Genomic DNA, 18,098 nt, shown 5'->3' with positions numbered 1-18,098 from the left:
AAATTTTGTGCGCTTTTTATTCATGGTATAAAAAATATGTAAGAAAAGATGGAACAAGCACTGAAGATGAATTGTCTAATATAGGTAATAAATATTTCGTTTGAAAGAAAGGTGGAGAAAATGAAAAATACATTATTAAAATTAGGGGTATGTGTTAGTTTACTAGGAATAACTCCAATTGTTAGTACAATTTCTTCTGTACAAGCAGAACGAACGGTAGAGCATAAAGTAATAAAAAATGAGACAGGAACTATTTCAATTTCTCAGTTAAACAAAAATGTATGGGTTCATACGGAGTTAGGTTATTTTAACGGAGAAGCAGTTCCTTCGAACGGTTTAGTTCTTACTACTTCTAAAGGATTAGTACTTGTCGATTCTTCTTGGGATGATAAGTTAACGAAGGAATTAATAGAGATGGTAGAAAAGAAATTTAAGAAGCGTGTTACGGATGTTATTATTACACATGCGCACGCTGATCGAATTGGCGGAATAAAAACGTTGAAAGAAAAAGGCATTAAAGCGCATAGTACAGCGTTAACTGCGGAATTAGCAACGAAAAATGGATATGAAGAACCACTTGGAGACTTACAAACCATTACAAATATGAAGTTTGGAAATATGAAAGTAGAAACGTTCTATCCAGGGAAAGGACATACAGAAGATAATATTGTCGTATGGCTACCGCAATACAACATGTTAGTTGGAGGCTGTTTAGTGAAATCTGCATCCGCGAAAGATTTAGGAAACGTTACTGATGCTTATGTAAATGAATGGTCTACATCGATTGAGAATGTGCTGAAACGATATAGAAATATAAATTTGGTAGTACCTGGTCATGGAGAAGTAGGGGACAGAGAATTACTTTTATATACATTAGATTTGTTAAAATAAAAAGCGAGGAGAAACAATTTCTCCTCGCTTTCTTCTAACTATATTTAAATGCGAAGCTATCCATACGTTACTGAGATTTTAATTCTAAGTATACAAATACCAGTACCGTCATAATTGCGATAACAACGTAAGTAGCATCAAGCATAATAAGTGTTTTCAAAGTTTCAGTCATCCGAATTCACCCCTGGCATAAAAATCATAAAGATAACAATGTACATGAGATTTCTTAAGTAGTTTCTATATAAATATATCATATAAATAATGTAAACAATGTTAAGATAGTGTAAATGTATTGTAAATGAAGGGATTTCCCATAGAATCTTTAATCAAAAAAATTGCTAGTTGCTAATAGTTCTATAAATCTATTAACTAGCTATTTGAAAGTACCAACAAAGATGTGCATTTTTCATTAATGTTTTTAGAGTCAATAAAAATATTATGTCAACAATATGAACTGTCACAAATTTATACATATTATTGTGATTGACATCACATCCTTTATTCCTAATGGGTATTATGCTTGATTTGTAAGGAATAATTGGGAGAGGGTGGGATGAAATGTTTTGTTATCAATGTGAGCAAACCCCAACAGGCGGATGTAAAGTAATGGGTGTGTGTGGCAAGAATGAAACGATTGCGAGTTTACAAGATACGATTGTTTTTGGGTTAAAAGGAATTGCAGCTTATCGTACGCATGCTGCTCAGCTAGGGTATACGGATGCTTTTGTAGATGCTACGACGCAAGAAGCATTGTATATGACATTAACCAATTCTAACTTTAATGAACAAGAACATATTGATATGGCTATGAAAGTTGGGAAATCAGCTTTACGAGTAATGGAGTTGTTAGATGAGGCACATACGAATCACTTTGGTGTTCCAGAGCCTGTTCAAATTACACAAAACCGTGTAGAAGGTAAAGCTATTGTAGTTACAGGCCATAATTTATTTGCGTTAGAAGAATTATTAAAACAAACAGAAGGAAAAGAAATTAATATTTATACGCATTCGGAAATGTTACCAGCACACGGGTATCCGCAGCTGAAAAAATATAAACATTTAAAAGGAAACATCGGTAAGGCATGGTATGATCAAAGACGCCTTTTTGAAAAATTTACAGGTGCCATATTAGCGACAACGAACTGTGTTATGCCAATTAAAGGATCATACTCTGATCGATTTTATTCATATGATATTGCCGGCCTAGAGGGCGTACAAAAAATTGAAAATGATAATTTTGCACCATTGATTCAAAAAGCGCTAGAACTTCCAGAAGTACATATGGAGTCGGATGAACAGTTAGTAACAGGGTTTCATCATAATACAGTCTTATCATTAGCTCCAGAAATTATTGAGGCAGTAAAAGAAGGAAAGATTAAGCGTTTCTTTGTCATCGCAGGTTGTGATGCACCAGGAAAAGGCGGGGAATATTATCGTGAATTAGCAACGTCACTTCCGCCTGAAACAGTGATTTTAACGACTTCTTGCGGAAAGTTCCGCTTCAATGATGTGGATTACGGCGTTGTACCTGGTACCGAGATTCCGCGCTACATCGACTTAGGACAATGTAATAATTCCATTTCTACAGTGAAAATAGCGGCTGCTTTAGCTGATGCTTTCCAATGCGAAGTGAATGAATTGCCAATAAGCATTGTCTTATCTTGGTTTGAACAAAAAGCGGTTGCTATTTTGCTTGGGCTATTTAGTCTTGGAATTCAAGATATTCGCATCGGTCCAAAGGCGCCTGAATTTATTTCAGCTGGCGTGCTCGATGTATTACAAGAAACATTCGGTTTGAAATTAATTACAAATGCAGCAGAAGATATGGATATGATGTTATCGTAACAAGAGGATGATTGGTCTTATTCAGAAGAAGAGCTAGCTTATAGCGCCCCAAAACAATAATATAGAATTATTGTTTTGGGGGATTTTCTTTTCTTAGCGGGGTGGGTAGTAGTTGATTTTAGAAAAATATAAAAATCGAGTTGACATTTACAACTACTCAGTCATACAATGTAGTTGTAATAGGTGATACTGAGTAGTGTTGTTTCTTAAAAAACTTTTCACTAAATAATAGGTAATAGCGGATTTTAGAAGAAATTTGAAAATCAGTTGACATGTACCGCTACTTAGTCATACAATGTAGTTGTAATAAGTAATACTGAATAGTGTAGTTTTACTCAAAAGCTATTCAGTAAAAATTCGCCTTAGTACTCTGTAATACTGAATATAAGTCAGACAGAATAGGGGGTAAAGGAGGATCAGAACATGGAAAATTTAACTGAAATGTTGAAAGGTTCACTGGAAGGGTGTGTGCTGGAAATCATTAGTCGCCATGAAACGTATGGTTATGAGATTACTCGCCACCTGAATGATCTTGGGTTTACAGAAGTCGTGGAAGGAACAGTCTATACTATCCTCGTACGATTAGAGAAGAAAAAGCTTGTGAATATTGAAAAGAAACCATCAGATATGGGACCGCCTCGTAAGTTTTATTCATTAAATGAAGCTGGACGTCAGGAACTTGAATTGTTTTGGAAAAAATGGGATTTTGTATCGTCAAAAATTAACGTCTTGAAGTCAAACTAGCCTCATAATATAAAATGTTTCGGCTCATATTTGGAGAGTTTCTGGTTCTGCTTTATAAAAAAGGAGGAAAATAAGATGTTGGAAATATTCAAAAAATTAATTGGTGATAAAAAAGAGTATAGAATGATGATGGCACGTGTTGCAGCACTGCCAGAAGACTATCAGTTTGTGTTTAAGAAAATTCAAAACTACATGTGGAATTTTTCGACCGGAAACGGGATGGATATGCTGCACATTCAGTACGAATTAATCGATTTGTTTGAAGCTGGTGCAGCGGAAGGGAGACAAGTGCTAGATATTACTGGGGAAGATGTGGCATCTTTTGCTGACGAACTAGTGGCAAACGCTAAAACGTATGTTTCTAAGTATCGTGAAGATTTGAATGAAAGTATTATGAAGAAATTGAGAAAAAAATAAATGCAACAAGTAATACCGACTGATTAGCTGGTCATAAATGTGAATTAACGCCATCGCTATTCAGTTATATTTTTAAACCGCTACTAAGTAATACAGATTATCAGTGGTACTAAATAGAGGGTGCAGGTAATTTAATTTTATAAGGGGGAAAAAGTATGAGTAATGCAGCGATTTCTGTAAAAGGGTTAAAAAAAGCTTTTAGAGATAAAGAAGTCTTAAAGGGAGTGGATTTTGAGGTGCAGCGTGGAGAAATTTTCGCGCTGCTAGGCTCAAATGGAGCGGGAAAGACGACAACGGTTAACATCCTTTCGACGCTACTGAAACAAGATAGCGGTGAAGGAAGTATTTGCGGATTTGATATTAAGCGCCAACCAGATCATGTTCGTCAAAGTATCAGTTTGACAGGACAATTTGCAGCTTTAGACGGCATGCTTACCGGGAGGGAAAACTTAATCATGATTGCCAAGTTACGTGGTGTTTCCAATCCTGCTCAAGTTGCTGACGATTTGCTTGATAGATTTAGCCTGACAGATGCGGCCAATCAAAGGGCAGATCAGTATTCAGGTGGGATGAAGCGCCGGCTTGATATCGCAATGAGTTTGATCGGGGCGCCAGCAGTTATTTTTCTTGACGAACCAACGACTGGGCTTGATCCTGAAGCGCGCATTGAAGTGTGGGATACAGTTAAAGAGCTTGCTGGTGGAGGAACAACTATCTTACTAACAACCCAGTATTTAGAGGAAGCAGAACAATTAGCTGACCGTATCGCTATTTTACATGGTGGAAAAATTATTACGACAGGTACTCTTACTGAACTGAAAGAGATGTTCCCGCCAGCAAAAGTGGAGTATATCGAGAAGCAGCCTACATTGGAAGAAATATTCCTTGCGATCATTGGCAAAAAGGAGGAGATGTAAATGAAAAGCAAAACAGGGGTATTACTTGGGCGCTTAATGCGCAATATTATGCGTAGTCCAGATACAATTATTACGGTAGCGATTACACCGATTATGATGATGCTATTGTTTGTATACGTATTTGGTGGGGCTATACAAACAGGAACAGATAACTACGTCAATTATTTATTGCCAGGAATTTTGCTAATGGCTATCGCATCTGGTGTCGCTTACACTTCTGTACGATTATTTACGGATGTAAAGAGTGGGCTTATGGCACGTTTCATTACGATGCCTATTAAGCGCTCATCGATATTGTGGGCTCACGTTTTAACCTCTCTTGTTGCGAATGTACTTACTATCTTAGTTGTTATTCTTGTTGCGCTCTTAATGGGTTTCCGTTCCAGTGCGAATATTCTAGATTGGCTTGGAGTAGCTGGGATACTAGGGATGTTTACGTTAGCGCTAACATGGTTGGCTATCATTCCAGGGCTGAAAGCGAAGTCTATGGAAGGGGCGACAGCATATTCGTACCCACTCGTTTTTCTTCCATTTATTAGTTCGGCCTTCGTACCTACCGAAACTATGCCGAAAATTGTTCGTGCATTTGCTGAAAACCAGCCTGTAACTTCAATCGTGAATGCGATTCGTGTTCTTTTATATGAAGGATCTGTTGGAAACGATATTTGGATTGCGCTCGCTTGGTGCGTAGGGATCATGATCATCTCTTACTTTTTCGCTAGTAAAGCATTTAAACGTCAGTTAGGGTAAGTAAATCAAATCCTCCGAAATAATATATATCTTTGAAAAAGCACGGGAAGATTTTCCGTGCTTTTATTATTTGTTGTGCTCTCGCTGTAGTAAATAAAATGATATTAAAAAAGGATATCTACCCAGTGACAATGGCTCACTGCTTATGGAGTGTAAAAGCACAATTGCTTTTGTAAATTCTCTAGTATTTCTTCAGGCATTTCCCTAATTGTAATATCTTTCCCTAGGAAAAGTAGCCAATTTACTATTTCCGTTACTTCATCCGAATTGTTAACATTGATAAATGTTTTTAAAATGGCTGTGGATTGGTAAGGATTTGTATAAGATATTGAAATTTTGAAAGGGTGGTATTTTTTGAATTGGGCAATTGCTTTTGGACCAAGTTCAAGTATAAGGTTAATCACTTCATCCTTCTTACTTAGTTTTTCTAAAATCTTTTTCTTATTTAGCTTTTTTTTCGTCGTGTATGGTTCGATATGGATGAGATGATCGACAGGAAACATTCTCTTCTTTTCTTCTTTTAAGTCAAAACCTTCAATGATCCATTGACTTTTTTCTTGATACAGGTGTAATAGATAAATGGAATAAGACTTGATTTCTTTCTCTTCTTTAATGGAAATCAATAAATGCCTATCCAAAAGAAGGATTTGGATGAGTTTTTCTAACATAGGGTGAGGGAGGTCAGAAAGCTCAAGTAGATCAGGGTTATATGGGTTAGTCCCTTCAAACAGCAAGAGTTGATTTAAAAGAACGATATCATCTTGCTGGGTTTCTGAGATGAGTCCTAACAGTTTTTCGGCTAAAGATTGACGACTTTTTAAATAGGGAAGTTGTTGATTTCTTGTAGCCATAAAGGCAATAAAAAGAGCTTTCACTTCGTTATCAGTAAAGCGAACAACGGGCAGGATAGAGTTATGCATAACAAAATATCCCCCAGTCCTCCCAACTTCAGCGACAAGTGGCATGCCCATAGCTTCTATTTCTCTAATGTCCCTAATAGCTGTCGATCGAGAGATGTTAAATTCTCGTATGATTTCTGAAATTGTAAAGTGGGAGCGATTGTTGATATACCGCATAATTGTATTAATCCGTTCAACTTTTTTCATTTGGTTCTCCTAAACAGTATCATTTTTTGACATGATTTAAAGTTATTATAAACTCATCAGATGAAAAGATAAATCATTTGATTCATTTTAAAAGAAGGAAGGTTTTGAATATGAAAAATTATACGATTGAAGAAAAAGATAGCTTTATTGTGTTAGGTATTGGAACTGAAATTAAGAGTGAATATACAGATTTTGTTGGAATAAAAAAAGAAAAGGAAGACTTTTGGTCAGCTGTTAAAGAAGATGGAAGGCTGGATACTTTAAAAGCTCTAGCTACAAATGATTACATTTTTTCTGTGAGCGAAGCGGTGAATAACAAGATGATGTATTATGCGGGTGTCATGACAGAAGCACAAATAGAAGAAGAATCTAGAGTAATCCAATTTCCTAAGGGAGAATACTTAGTAGTAAAAGGGGAAGACAAAACAGCTGAAGAGCTAAGTAATAAGCTTACTGGCATCGCCTTCGGTCAGGCTTTACGAGAAGCAACAGATTTTGCTTATGTTGGTGGGCCAAATACGACGGTTGAGATGGGGAAAAGAAACGGTTTAGTGTTTGGTGAAATGTGGATTCCGGTTGTTAGGAAGTAAATAGTTAAAAGGAGAGATGAAATTGTCCTGTATCGTTGATTTTAAAAATGTAACTACAGTTGGTTTAGAGTCTTCACCTATAGTAGAAGCGCTAGCTGGTTTACGTGCTCATGAAGCCCGTTACTTTATGAATAAATACAAGCATGAATTTATAGTTGTACCAGCTAGTGCAAGCCAGAAGACTCTTGATTATGTGAACCGCATTTTGAAGGAAGAACGTGATATTGAATTTGCGGCGAAACCTTTAGAAACATCGTATTTTCAAGTGGAAAATATTAAGTTTGCATACGTCTTTTATGAAGATGGTCTTGTGATTAACGTCATGTATACATTGGATAACCCGAAGAAGAGGGCTGTTGGATTTAAGCTTTCTGATGGAATGGAGGTACCAACAGAATTGGCAGAGAAATTTAAGTTTGCTAGGCAGAAGTCTAAATTAGCTGGAACAATTCGGGGTTCGTTTTTTGTAATTAAAGGAGAATATAGTGTAAGTTGAAGAATCCAGTCGTTTGTAGTATTTTAAAATGCACGATTATGGAATATGGAGGCTAACAATCTTGAATTGTTGGCCTTTTTGACGTGAGTATAATATTCATACACTACTACACATTATGTTCTGATAAACTGGAATGAAAGGTAATTATTGTAAGGTGGTGGCGAAGTGAATAAAAAAAGATTATTTGAGCTATCCATAGTAACATTTGTTTTTCTTTTCCTCCATGTAAGCACATTTACTAATGAAAAATTTAACGATAAATTGGGATCCTTTACTTTCATTGTGCTACTTCTTATGCTTTCTACTTATACCGCATTTATAGAAAAGTATTTTCATGATATACAAAAGTGGATTCGAAATATCACATTTTGTTTTGCTTTGTTAGTAGTAGTTTTAGTAGCCCTATGGATAGGTTACTTTTAGAACTTTATTTCTAGGAAAGTTCATTTAGTGCCCAATATTTTGTCCATCTATAGGGAAAAGGAGATAGGTAATGCTTTAAATGGAGAAACCAAAGTGGATATTTTTTAAAGTAAAAAGAAGAGGTATGTGAAAAAGAGATTGGTAGTATGTATAATATACAACGTCAAAAAAACTAATACCCTTCTCATAAACAGTAAATACTTTTTATGGGAAGGGTATTCAATTTAAGTCTATAAAAAGGAAATGCAAGTTCTCACTTATTTAGAATAAGAGAAAAGATGATGTTTTATTTGTTCAATAAAATAATGATGGTGTATATTATCGTTAGATACACGACTTGCCATAATAGCGCCCTCCATTGAAGAGGCAAGGAAAGAAGCGAGCGAAATAATGTTTATCTCTTCTTTAAGTTCTTGTTTCTCTATTCCTTCTTTTATGAGAGAAGCCATTAACATTACTGTATCATCATAGCCTTTTGCTGCTGCTTTTTGTAATTCTGGAAATACGCCAGTACTTTCAATTGCGCTATTAAGCAATGGACAGCCTCCAGCGATAGGGGGGTTATTAGCTGCATCTTGATATACAAGGAAAATTGCAAGGATTTTATCGATTGCTGTCTTTTTATTTTCCATTGCTTTATGAAAATGACTCCACATAATCTCACCACTTTTGTCGTAGGCAGCAAGAACAATTTCTTCTTTATTTTTGAATCTACGATAAATAGATCCTTTCGGTAGTTCAGTGGCTGTCATTATATCCTGAATGGATGTGCGAGTTATCCCATTAGTATTAAATAAATATAAAGATGTTTCAATAATCTTTTCTTTTACCGTATCAACTTTAGTCATGCTTTCTAGTCCTCCTAATAAAAACGAGCTTAATATTCCAGGTAATGTTTACCCTCTATTTTCTTGATTTTTTTGTAAGTAGAAATAAGTTTGGAACAAAAAATATCTTATCAATTCCTATCTGATGGAAACCTCAAACTGTATTATCCATACTATTCGAATGAATTTTCTGTCAAAAACAATATGACCAGTTGGTTAATTCAGTCATATCATGCAACTAATTTTACCGTATCGACATATGAGTATTATATATAATTTTAATTAATATGTTTAGCTAAAATGTTTGAACTACTCTCATTTTCACTTCGTTTAATTAGGAGATCTTGCGGTTAAAAGTCGTATCACTTCATACTATAAAAGATTAATTGTTAATAATGAATGAGTACTGGAATTTGATTGTAAATCAGAAGCTGAAATATAAATTTATTTGCTTTTTACCGTTTTGATTTTGTAAATAATTTATAAAGGGGGTTTAAAAAACTAGAAACTTATAGTATCATTAGTTTTCGGACCGAACCGTCCGGTCTGAAATTTATATAAGTATATTTAGAAGGAGAACGTTATGCAGAAAGAAAAATCAAAGATTCTAAGTAATTTCATTATGGGGGTAATAAAGTGAGCTTTATAAAAACGAATACAAAAGAACTTATTATGCTAATAGTTTATATACTGTTTGCACTACTTCAAATTGGCTTGTTCATATTATTTGGCATATCCCTTTTAACTAACAGTAATTTAGTTGAATCAGAATTTGCTCTTAGTGCCATCGGTGTGACTGTACCTGCTATTGTAGGAATCATTTTCTTTAGGAAAGAAATTATTGAAAGTTTTACTTATTTTAAAGAGAAAACAATTTTGAAAATAGTAAGCATTCCTATGGTAGTTTTACTTATGATAATTGTGGAAAATTCTATTATGCATTTTCTAAATACAGGTCAGCCAGAGAACCAAGAACAGATCCTTACAAATGGCGCAGAGATGCCTATTATATTCACATTACTTGTATTTGGGATTATAGGACCAATAATTGAAGAAATTATATTTCGTTATATATTAGTAAATCGTTTTTCGGAATATGTTGGTACTGCTATTGCATCCATCGTTTCGATTATAATTTTTGCAGGTCTTCATTCAAATCAACTTTCGGATCTTGCTATATATTTACCTGGCGCGGTGATGCTTACTGCAGCTTATCTTATTTCTAATAGATCCCTTGCATATGTTATAGCGATACATGTGTTAAACAACACTATTCCTTTTATTTTGTCATAGAGAGACACATGCAATTGAATATTATAAAAAATTAGGAGGGTGTCAAACATGATTGTAACAACAACGTCTGGAATTCAAGGTAAAGAAATTATTGACTATATTGATATTGTAAATGGTGAAGCTATTATGGGGGCCAACATTGTACGCGATTTATTCGCTTCTGTTCGTGATGTTGTCGGTGGTCGTGCTGGTTCTTATGAAAGTAAGCTAAAAGAAGCTCGTGATATCGCAATGGACGAAATGAAAGAACTTGCAAAACAAAAAGGTGCGAACGCTATCGTTGGTATTGACGTAGATTACGAAGTTGTTCGTGATGGAATGTTAATGGTTGCTGTAAGTGGTACAGCTGTACGTATATAAGTAAATAAAAAAACGGATTCCCTCCTTGGAATTTATACTTTCAGGAGGGATCCTGGTTCTGTTGCAGATTTTAAGACTAAAAACAGAAGTTGATAAATCATTGTACGTCAAAAAACCACAGTTTGGGTGTAAACTGTGGTTTTTTATATAGAGGCCCCAACACGTCCCTATTAAGCTAAGCTTATGCAACGTCAATTTTTGTTAGCTTAATAGTATCTCAGTTACAATTTACATAATATGTCTATATTGTTTTAAGTGCTTTTTTATAATAAAACTTAATCAATTTAAATATATGTTATGTATAACATATATTTATCTAAAATAAGGGGGAATATCATGACTGAAATAAACGAATCTTCAGGAAGCGATTTACAAAAAGATGTGAAGTTTTCTATTATAATCCCTGCACATAATGAAGAAAAGTACATTAGAAAATGTTTGGATTCAATTGCAAAAGCATCAGAGGCATATAAAGAGCAAACGGAAGTTATAGTTGTTTTAAATCGTTGCACAGATAAAACAGAGGAAATAGCAAAATCTTATGATTGTATTACATTAAAAAATGAAGATAAAAACTTATCTAAAATCCGAAATGCAGGGGCAGAAATAGCTAGTGGAGAAATAATCGTTACTATAGATGCTGATACGATAATGACAGAGTCTTTGTTATCTAATGTAGATAAATATTTATCTTCAGGTAAATATATTGGTGGTGGGGTGAATGGGAAGTTCGAAAGAATGTCTTTTGGAATATTCTTTTCTGCAATTCTAATTATAATTCCCTTACTTTTTAAGTACGGAGCTATATCTGTGGGGATTTTTTGGTGTTATAGAAAAGATTTTATGGCAATTAACGGATTTAATGAAAACATGCTTATGGCAGAGGATGCAGATTTCGCGAAACGCTTAAAAGAATGGGGAAAACGAAATAATAAGAAATTTGGTACCATTAAAAATGGCATGATAACTTCATGCAGAAGATTTGATACATATGGAGACTGGGCTTTACTTAAAAATCCAAAAGTAATATTAGCTTATCTAAAAGGAAATGATCAAAAATATGCAGATAAGACATATTATGATAATCAAGAAAGATAACGATGGAGAAAAGCGGCAGGAAATAGGGAGAACAGCAGATTTTTTTATACATAATGAGAGCCTAACTTAATTTAATAGATATGATAAGAAAACCATCAATTTGATTAGCCCTTTTTCAAATCAATGGTTTTTATTTTTGAAATAAATATGTATTTTTTATAAAAAATATTTTTTGACCCCCATAAAACTTTGTATTCCTCCGAATATGTATAGTGAAGAAAATAGATAGAAGAAAATTGATTATGAAAGAATATTGACGTGTTAATAAAATTACTAGATTAAGTGGGGCATCCGAAATAAAAGGGTGAAATTACCAATGATATAGAGAAGAGTTATGCAAGGATTGCAGATAAAATAGAAACAGAGCAAGCAAAACAAGCGGAAGAAAATAAGAAAGTAGAGTGAAATGTAGGCCTAACTGTAAGAACGATAGAAAAGTTGGTTTTGAAAAATATAAACAACAAGAAGACAAGCCTAAAGAAAATGTGGTTGAATGGTCACTTGTTTAGTGACCATTTTTCTATTTCAAGCAGAAGGAGGGAGAGAGATTACCCGTGTTGAGTTTAGTAATGAAGATCTTAAGAAAACCGAAAATAGAAGATATCGTATGTAACATACAAAATAATGAAGAAGATAAAGAAGCTTTTATCGTACAGTATCAGCCGTTTATTAGAAAATCAATCTCGTCTGTCTGCCGCCGATATATTACAGAACAGGATGATGAATATAGTATTGGATTGTTTGCGTTTAACGAAGCAATTGAACAGTATTCTTATAAAAAAGGGAAATCTTTTCTAGCGTTTGCTGATCTTCTTATAAAAAGAGATGTAATTGACTATATACGCAAGGAGTCTAAGCATAACCTTGTCTTTTTAAAAGAAGATGAGCAAGAGGAAATGTTAGAAATGCAAGTATCGCTTACGGAGTATATGAAGGAAATAGAAAATGGTAACCGTAAGGAAGAAATTCTCCATTTTCAAAGTGTGTTAGCTGAGTTTAAAATCACATTTTCAGAGCTTGCTAAAGAATCTCCTAAGCATCGTGATACGCGTGAACACTTAATAGAAATTGTAAAGATGATTATAAAAGAAGAGGAAATGATGGAGGAGCTGTTCCGGAAGAAAAAGTTACCGCTTAAACATATTGAACCGCGTGTTAGGGTAAGTCGTAAAACGTTGGAACGGCATAGAAAATATATCATTGCAATGTGTATTATCTTCGCAAACAACTATACATACATTCTTGATTATATAAGGGGAGGGAAGCATGATGAATAAAGGAATTGTGATGGATATAAAAAAACATAGCGTAGTTGTTTTAACGCCAAATGGAGAGTTTATTACGTGTAAAAGAAAAGGGGATTCTTGCATGATTGGAGAGGAAATTTCATTTGATGAGCAAGAACAAAAAGCATCGCGTTTTTCAATCCCTTATTTCTTAAAGCCGGCATCCTTACTTGTTGCTTGTTTTCTATGTGCGCTGTTATTTTTCTACAACCAACCGGAAGAAAAAGTATTCGCTTACGTCTCAGTTGATATAAATCCAAGTTTAGAAGTGAGCGTAACGAAGGATCTTCGCGTTATAGATTTACAAGCTTGTAATGATGATGGAAGACGTATTTTAAAAGAATTAAAGCAATGGGAAAATAAACAATTGCAAGAAGTAATACGTACAATTATAAAGCAGAGTCAAGAGGATAAGTATTTAACGAATGATAAGCAAGTTATGCTAACCGCTATTGCAAAGGATAAGTTGCTAGAACCGAAGTTGGAAAAGGTAATGAAAGAATTAAAGAAAGAATATGAGCTAAAACATATTACAGTCGAATATCAAAATAGCACGATGCAAGTACGAGAGAATGCTAGAAAAGCTGGAATGGGCACAGGTGTCTATATAAAGCAAGAGAATGAGAAGAACAAATCGGTTACGCCGCCCGCCACGCCGTCTAATCCGGTGGAAAACGAAGAAGAGAGGCAATCGCAGCCGGATTCATCTCCTGATGTAGCGCCAGATTTGTCTTCTGTAAAAGACAAAAAATATGAGAAGCCAGAGCATAAAGAACAAAAGAAAATAGAGGAACAGCCAACGAAGCAAATAAAAGAAAACAATGGTAGAGGATCTCAGCAAGAAAATAGAGGGAATAAGCAGGAGAATAACGGTAGGGAATCCCAACAAGGAAATAATGGGAATCAGCAAGGAAACAACGGTCGAGAATCCCAACAAGGGAATAATGGAAATCAGCAAGGAAATAACGGAAGAGGATCGCAAGGGAATAATGGGCACCAGCAAGAGAACAATGGAAGAGGATCGCAAGGGAATAATGGGAATCAGCAAGGAAATAACGGGAGAGGGTCCCAAGGAAATAATGGGAATCAGCAAGGAAACAACGGAAGAGGGTCCCAAGGAAATAATGGGCACCAGCAAGGAAACAACGGAAGAGTACCCCAAGGAAATAATGGGAATCAACAAGGTGACAATGGTAGGGGATCTCAACAAGGAAATAATGGGAACCAGCAAGGTGACAATGGAAGAGGATCCCAAAAAGAAAATGTTGGGAACGAGCAAGGAAATAATGGTAGGGGATCTCAACAAGAGAATAGAGGCCACCAGCAAGGGAATGAAAAGAAGAATCAATAGAAATATAGAAGTGGGAGATTCATTTTAAAGTGAAAAGGAGTTATCTCACTATTGCGGGCAGTAAAACTCCCATCTCAAAATTTGGCTAGGGTAAAGAAGTTAGGTGGGAGTTGGGCTGCTTAAAGTTGCACTTTATTATTCTATCGTTCTATTAAGAAGGAGTATGTGAAAAATATAATGGAGAAAAACATTCAACAAGAGAAAGATAAAGTAAAACCTGTTTTTTATGATCCGAAAGGAAGAAGAAACATAGCTTTTATTTCGTTTCTATGTATTTCAATAGTTAGCGTAAGTATTGTATTTTATTTTTTCTTTCAAAGTATTTTTTCAACACCAGAAATTCCAAATATGAATACCGCTGTACAACAAGATAATAAACTTGTACCAATTAATCAAAAACTTAGTGATCAGCAGTTAAAGAAGGAAGAGTTTAAACCAAATACCGAAACGAAGGATATTAAAAATTTGGTGAATTCGCCGAAGGATAGTAAACAACGTAAAGAAGTGTATGGTTTTTATGTAAACTGGGATGAAAATAGTACCGCTTCTTTAAAAGAAAATATTGATTCATTAACCACGCTAGTACCGGAGTGGTATCATTTAAAAGCAGATTTAACGATTAGAAGTGAGATAAAACCTGAGATAGTAAAGTTAGCAGAAAAAAATCAAGTGAAAATTATGCCTTTACTAACTAACTATACTGAGGAAGCTTCTGGTCCGGATAGTGGGCTAATTCATAAGTTGCTGAATTCCTCAAATGATGTAAAGACAAAGTTTATAAATGATTTAGTAAAGCAAGTTGAAAAGAATCGATTTGCGGGTATTAATATTGACTTTGAGGCCGTACCTGAAAGTGATAGAGAAAACGTAACAAATTTTATGAAAGAACTTACTACGGTCTTTCATAAACATGATTTGCTCGTTACACAAGATGTTCCAGCTAATGATAAGGCTTTTGATTATAGTGCGTTAGCAAAAATAATAGATCGAATGATTGTAATGATGTACGATGAGCACTATGGAGCAGGAGAGCCAGGACCAATTGCTTCAAATAAATGGTTTCAACATACATTGAAAGAACTGAATATTCCGTCTAATAAACTTATAGTTGCTTTCGGTAACTATGGATATGATTGGAAAGTAAATAGTAAGGAACCGGCGAAATCTTTAACTTTTTCAGAAGTTATGGTAATGGCTCATAATTCAGATATGAATATTCAATGGGATAAGATGAGTGGAAATCCTTATTTTAGATATAAAACAGGAGATAAAGAACATACTGCTTGGTTCTTAGACGGCGTTACTCTCTATAATCAAGTGAAAATCGCAATGGACAACAAAGCAAAGGGGTTTGCGTTATGGAGATTAGGAGCAGAAGATCCTACAATATGGAAAGTTTTAAAAAATCCGATTGAGGCACAAAAAAATCCTGATGTATTACATAAAATCACTAGTTTAGATGAAGTGAATTATTCTGGACAAGGTGAAATTTTACAGATTGAGAATGAAAAGCAAAATGGATTGAGAGATTTTAAAGTAGATAAAGATGGTTATCTTACAGATGAAGTATATCAATCCTTACCATCTGCATACGAAGTGCAACGATATGGAAAAACGAAAGGGAAACAAGTAGTACTAACATTTGATGATGGACCAGACCCGAAATATACGCCGGAAATTTTAGATATATTAAAAGAGAATAAAATAAAAGCTGCTTTTTTTGTCCTTGGTGAAAACGCGCAACTAAATCCTAGTATTGTAAAAAGAATATACGATGAAGGGCATGAAATTGGCAATCATACTTTCAAGCATCCTAACGTAGCTGATACGTCTTTACTACGAACAAAAGTAGAACTTAATACGACACAACGTCTGATCCAGGAAATAACTGGGCATTCTACAGTTTTGTTTAGGCCACCATACGAAGCGGATGCGAACCCGGATTCCTCAAATGAAATATTGCCTATTTTACGGGCACAAAATATGAACTATACAATGGTAGCAGAAAAAGTGGATCCTGAGGACTGGGCAACACCATCAACAAATGAATTAGTAAAGCGTGCTCTTAATCCCGTTTATAAGGGAGAGGGAAATATTATTCTTCTCCACGATGCGGGAGGGAATCGTACCCATACGGTAGAGGCGTTGCCGATCATTATTAAAGAGCTTAAAAAGCATGGATATAGTTTTGTAACAATTTCAGATTTAATGAATAAAGAACGAGATGAAATTATGCCCCCAGTTTCTTCTGAGGGTGAGCAATATTTACTTTACAATAAAGCTGTCTTTTCAGGGGCGGGATACTTTAAACATATATTAACAACTATTTTTTATATTGCTATTGGATTAGGGATTTTTCGATTCTTATTCTTAATTTATTTTGCGTGGAAGCAGAAAAGAAAAACGCTATCTCGCTCTATTCATTCGTCCTATCAACCTTTTGTTAGTGTTGTCATAGCAGCATATAATGAAGAAAAGGTAATAGCTAAGACAATTCGCTCAATTTTGGATAGTAAGTATGGAGAATTTGAAGTTATTGTTGTGGATGACGGATCGACAGATGGTACGTCAAAAGTAATGCAAGAAACATTTTATAAACACCCTAAAGTTCGTTTCATTCAGAAAGAAAACGGCGGGAAATCATCGGCAATGAACTTAGGGTTTCAACAATCGCGAGGAGAGATCATTGTCACTTTAGATGCGGATACTATTATTGCGCAAGACGCCATTTCTCTCATGGTTAGACACTTTGAAGATCAAAATGTAGCAGCAGTTTCAGGTAATGTCAAAGTGGGGAATAGACGAAACTTGTTAACTACTTGGCAACATGTTGAATATATAACAGGATTTAATTTAGAACGTAGAGCTTTTGATGAGTTAAATTGTATTACAGTCGTTCCAGGGGCTATTGGGGCGTGGCGTAAGAAGAATGTAGTTGAATCTGGATATTTAAGCGAAGATACATTAGCAGAAGATACAGATCTTACTATTACATTTTTACGTCAAGGACATAGAATTGTATATGAAGAAAAGGCGTATGCTTTTACGGAGTCACCTGAAGATGTGAAAAGTCTCATTAAACAGCGATATCGTTGGTCATATGGTACACTTCAATGTCTTTGGAAACATCGAAAAGCGTTATGTAATTCAAAGCATAAAACGTTAGGGTTTATTGCATTGCCTAACATGTGGTTATTCCAATATGTTCTGCAATTCATTGCTCCTTTTGCAGATATATTAATGATTATGGGGTTATTTAGTAGTAGTCCGCTAAAAGTTTTAGGATTTTATTTTGTATTCTTTTTAATGGATCTTCTCGCATCTCTATTTGCATTTAAATTAGAGGAAGAGAATCCGAAACCATTAGTATGGTTAATTTTACAACGCTTTATTTATCGTCAATTTATGACTTATGTTGTCGTTAAATCTATACTTTCATCGATTCGAGGAGTAGCGGTAGGTTGGAATAAGCTAAAGAGAATAGGAAGTGTAAAACATTCCACGGAACATAAGGAGGCATCTTAAGAGAGCAGGTTATCTGCTCTCTTTTTTATTGATTTTAGTGAGCTGAGTGTAGAGTACATACATCTGTATCTATAAGAGTTCTAATAGTGAGACATTATGTGAAGATACTCCTTTAGTTTCGAGAAAAAGTTTTTTTATATTTTTTTAAAATGACGGACATAAAATCGTATATACCTTCG

At 34.8% G+C, this 18,098-nt stretch carries 17 protein-coding genes; 15 read left to right on the top strand and 2 right to left on the bottom strand.

The window, feature by feature from the left end; genetic code table 11:
* Positions 1-120 precede the first annotated feature (120 nt).
* The 6 genes from bla2 (at position 121) to ACTFR9_RS09245 (ending at position 5,564) form a co-directional block, all read left to right on the top strand.
* A complete protein-coding gene (gene bla2 / locus ACTFR9_RS09270) occupies positions 121-891 on the top strand; it encodes a BcII family subclass B1 metallo-beta-lactamase (protein ID WP_229136675.1) in 771 nt (256 codons plus the stop codon).
* 558 nt (positions 892-1,449) lie between these two features.
* Positions 1,450-2,736 carry a hydroxylamine reductase gene (hcp, locus tag ACTFR9_RS09265; protein ID WP_076856375.1) on the top strand — a complete coding sequence of 429 codons (1,287 nt, stop codon included), beginning with the start codon at positions 1,450-1,452 and terminating at the stop codon, positions 2,734-2,736.
* A gap of 423 nt (positions 2,737-3,159) precedes the next feature.
* Positions 3,160-3,480 (top strand): PadR family transcriptional regulator, encoded by a 321-nt coding sequence (locus ACTFR9_RS09260; RefSeq protein WP_076856358.1) that lies wholly within the window; start codon positions 3,160-3,162, stop codon positions 3,478-3,480.
* Positions 3,481-3,555: 75 nt separating this feature from the next.
* Complete coding sequence (locus ACTFR9_RS09255) at positions 3,556-3,897, top strand: DUF1048 domain-containing protein (protein WP_000889650.1); 342 nt, start codon at positions 3,556-3,558, stop codon at positions 3,895-3,897.
* Positions 3,898-4,052: 155 nt separating this feature from the next.
* On the top strand, positions 4,053-4,814 hold the full coding sequence (locus ACTFR9_RS09250) for an ABC transporter ATP-binding protein (RefSeq protein WP_000063321.1): 762 nt from the start codon (positions 4,053-4,055) through the stop codon (positions 4,812-4,814).
* On the top strand, positions 4,815-5,564 hold the full coding sequence (locus tag ACTFR9_RS09245) for an ABC transporter permease (protein WP_046198354.1): 750 nt from the start codon (positions 4,815-4,817) through the stop codon (positions 5,562-5,564).
* A 143-nt stretch (positions 5,565-5,707) separates the two neighbouring features.
* On the opposite strand, the gene ACTFR9_RS09240 is transcribed toward ACTFR9_RS09245, so the two are convergent.
* A complete protein-coding gene (locus tag ACTFR9_RS09240) occupies positions 5,708-6,670 on the bottom strand; it encodes a helix-turn-helix transcriptional regulator (protein ID WP_000755048.1) in 963 nt (320 codons plus the stop codon).
* Positions 6,671-6,780: 110 nt separating this feature from the next.
* On the opposite strand from ACTFR9_RS09240, the gene ACTFR9_RS09235 reads away from it, so the two are divergent.
* The 3 genes from ACTFR9_RS09235 (at position 6,781) to ACTFR9_RS09225 (ending at position 8,179) form a co-directional block, all read left to right on the top strand.
* Positions 6,781-7,260: a GyrI-like domain-containing protein gene (locus ACTFR9_RS09235; protein WP_000801047.1), complete on the top strand. Its 480-nt coding sequence runs from the start codon at positions 6,781-6,783 to the stop codon at positions 7,258-7,260.
* A gap of 16 nt (positions 7,261-7,276) precedes the next feature.
* Positions 7,277-7,756, top strand: a complete 480-nt coding sequence (locus ACTFR9_RS09230) for a hypothetical protein (RefSeq protein ID WP_025991629.1) — start codon at positions 7,277-7,279, stop codon at positions 7,754-7,756.
* 165 nt (positions 7,757-7,921) lie between these two features.
* Entirely contained in the window at positions 7,922-8,179 is a 258-nt protein-coding gene (locus ACTFR9_RS09225; protein WP_061184608.1) for a DUF3963 domain-containing protein, read from the top strand.
* 257 nt (positions 8,180-8,436) lie between these two features.
* On the opposite strand, the gene ACTFR9_RS09220 is transcribed toward ACTFR9_RS09225, so the two are convergent.
* The gene (locus ACTFR9_RS09220) at positions 8,437-9,027 is read right to left on the bottom strand and encodes a TetR/AcrR family transcriptional regulator (RefSeq protein WP_000169674.1); all 591 of its coding nucleotides are present in this window, start codon (positions 9,025-9,027) and stop codon (positions 8,437-8,439) included.
* Positions 9,028-9,642: 615 nt separating this feature from the next.
* Between ACTFR9_RS09220 and ACTFR9_RS09215 the strand changes: the two genes are divergently transcribed.
* The 6 genes from ACTFR9_RS09215 (at position 9,643) to ACTFR9_RS09190 (ending at position 17,919) form a co-directional block, all read left to right on the top strand.
* Positions 9,643-10,299, top strand: coding sequence for a CPBP family glutamic-type intramembrane protease (locus tag ACTFR9_RS09215; RefSeq protein WP_076856357.1), 657 nt, complete (start codon positions 9,643-9,645; stop codon positions 10,297-10,299).
* Between the two features lie 48 nt (positions 10,300-10,347).
* Positions 10,348-10,659, top strand: a complete 312-nt coding sequence (locus ACTFR9_RS09210; RefSeq protein ID WP_000637502.1) for a YbjQ family protein — start codon at positions 10,348-10,350, stop codon at positions 10,657-10,659.
* Positions 10,660-10,995: 336 nt separating this feature from the next.
* On the top strand, positions 10,996-11,757 hold the full coding sequence (locus ACTFR9_RS09205) for a glycosyltransferase (protein WP_000136094.1): 762 nt from the start codon (positions 10,996-10,998) through the stop codon (positions 11,755-11,757).
* 554 nt (positions 11,758-12,311) lie between these two features.
* The gene (sigI, locus tag ACTFR9_RS09200) at positions 12,312-13,034 is read left to right on the top strand and encodes an RNA polymerase sigma factor SigI (protein ID WP_013246469.1); all 723 of its coding nucleotides are present in this window, start codon (positions 12,312-12,314) and stop codon (positions 13,032-13,034) included.
* Entirely contained in the window at positions 13,024-14,394 is a 1,371-nt protein-coding gene (gene rsgI, locus ACTFR9_RS09195) for an anti-sigma-I factor RsgI (RefSeq protein WP_000981243.1), read from the top strand. The genes sigI and rsgI overlap by 11 nt, the downstream gene beginning before the upstream one ends.
* A 177-nt stretch (positions 14,395-14,571) precedes the next feature.
* On the top strand, positions 14,572-17,919 hold the full coding sequence (locus ACTFR9_RS09190) for a glycosyltransferase (RefSeq protein WP_229136767.1): 3,348 nt from the start codon (positions 14,572-14,574) through the stop codon (positions 17,917-17,919).
* Positions 17,920-18,098: the final 179 nt, after the last annotated feature.

This window comes from Bacillus cereus group sp. MYBK222-1 (assembly GCF_051916425.1).
Lineage (GTDB): Bacteria > Bacillota > Bacilli > Bacillales > Bacillaceae_G > Bacillus_A > Bacillus_A paranthracis.
Note: the sequence above shows the minus strand (reverse complement) of the source record. Positions and strands in the feature narration are given on the sequence as shown.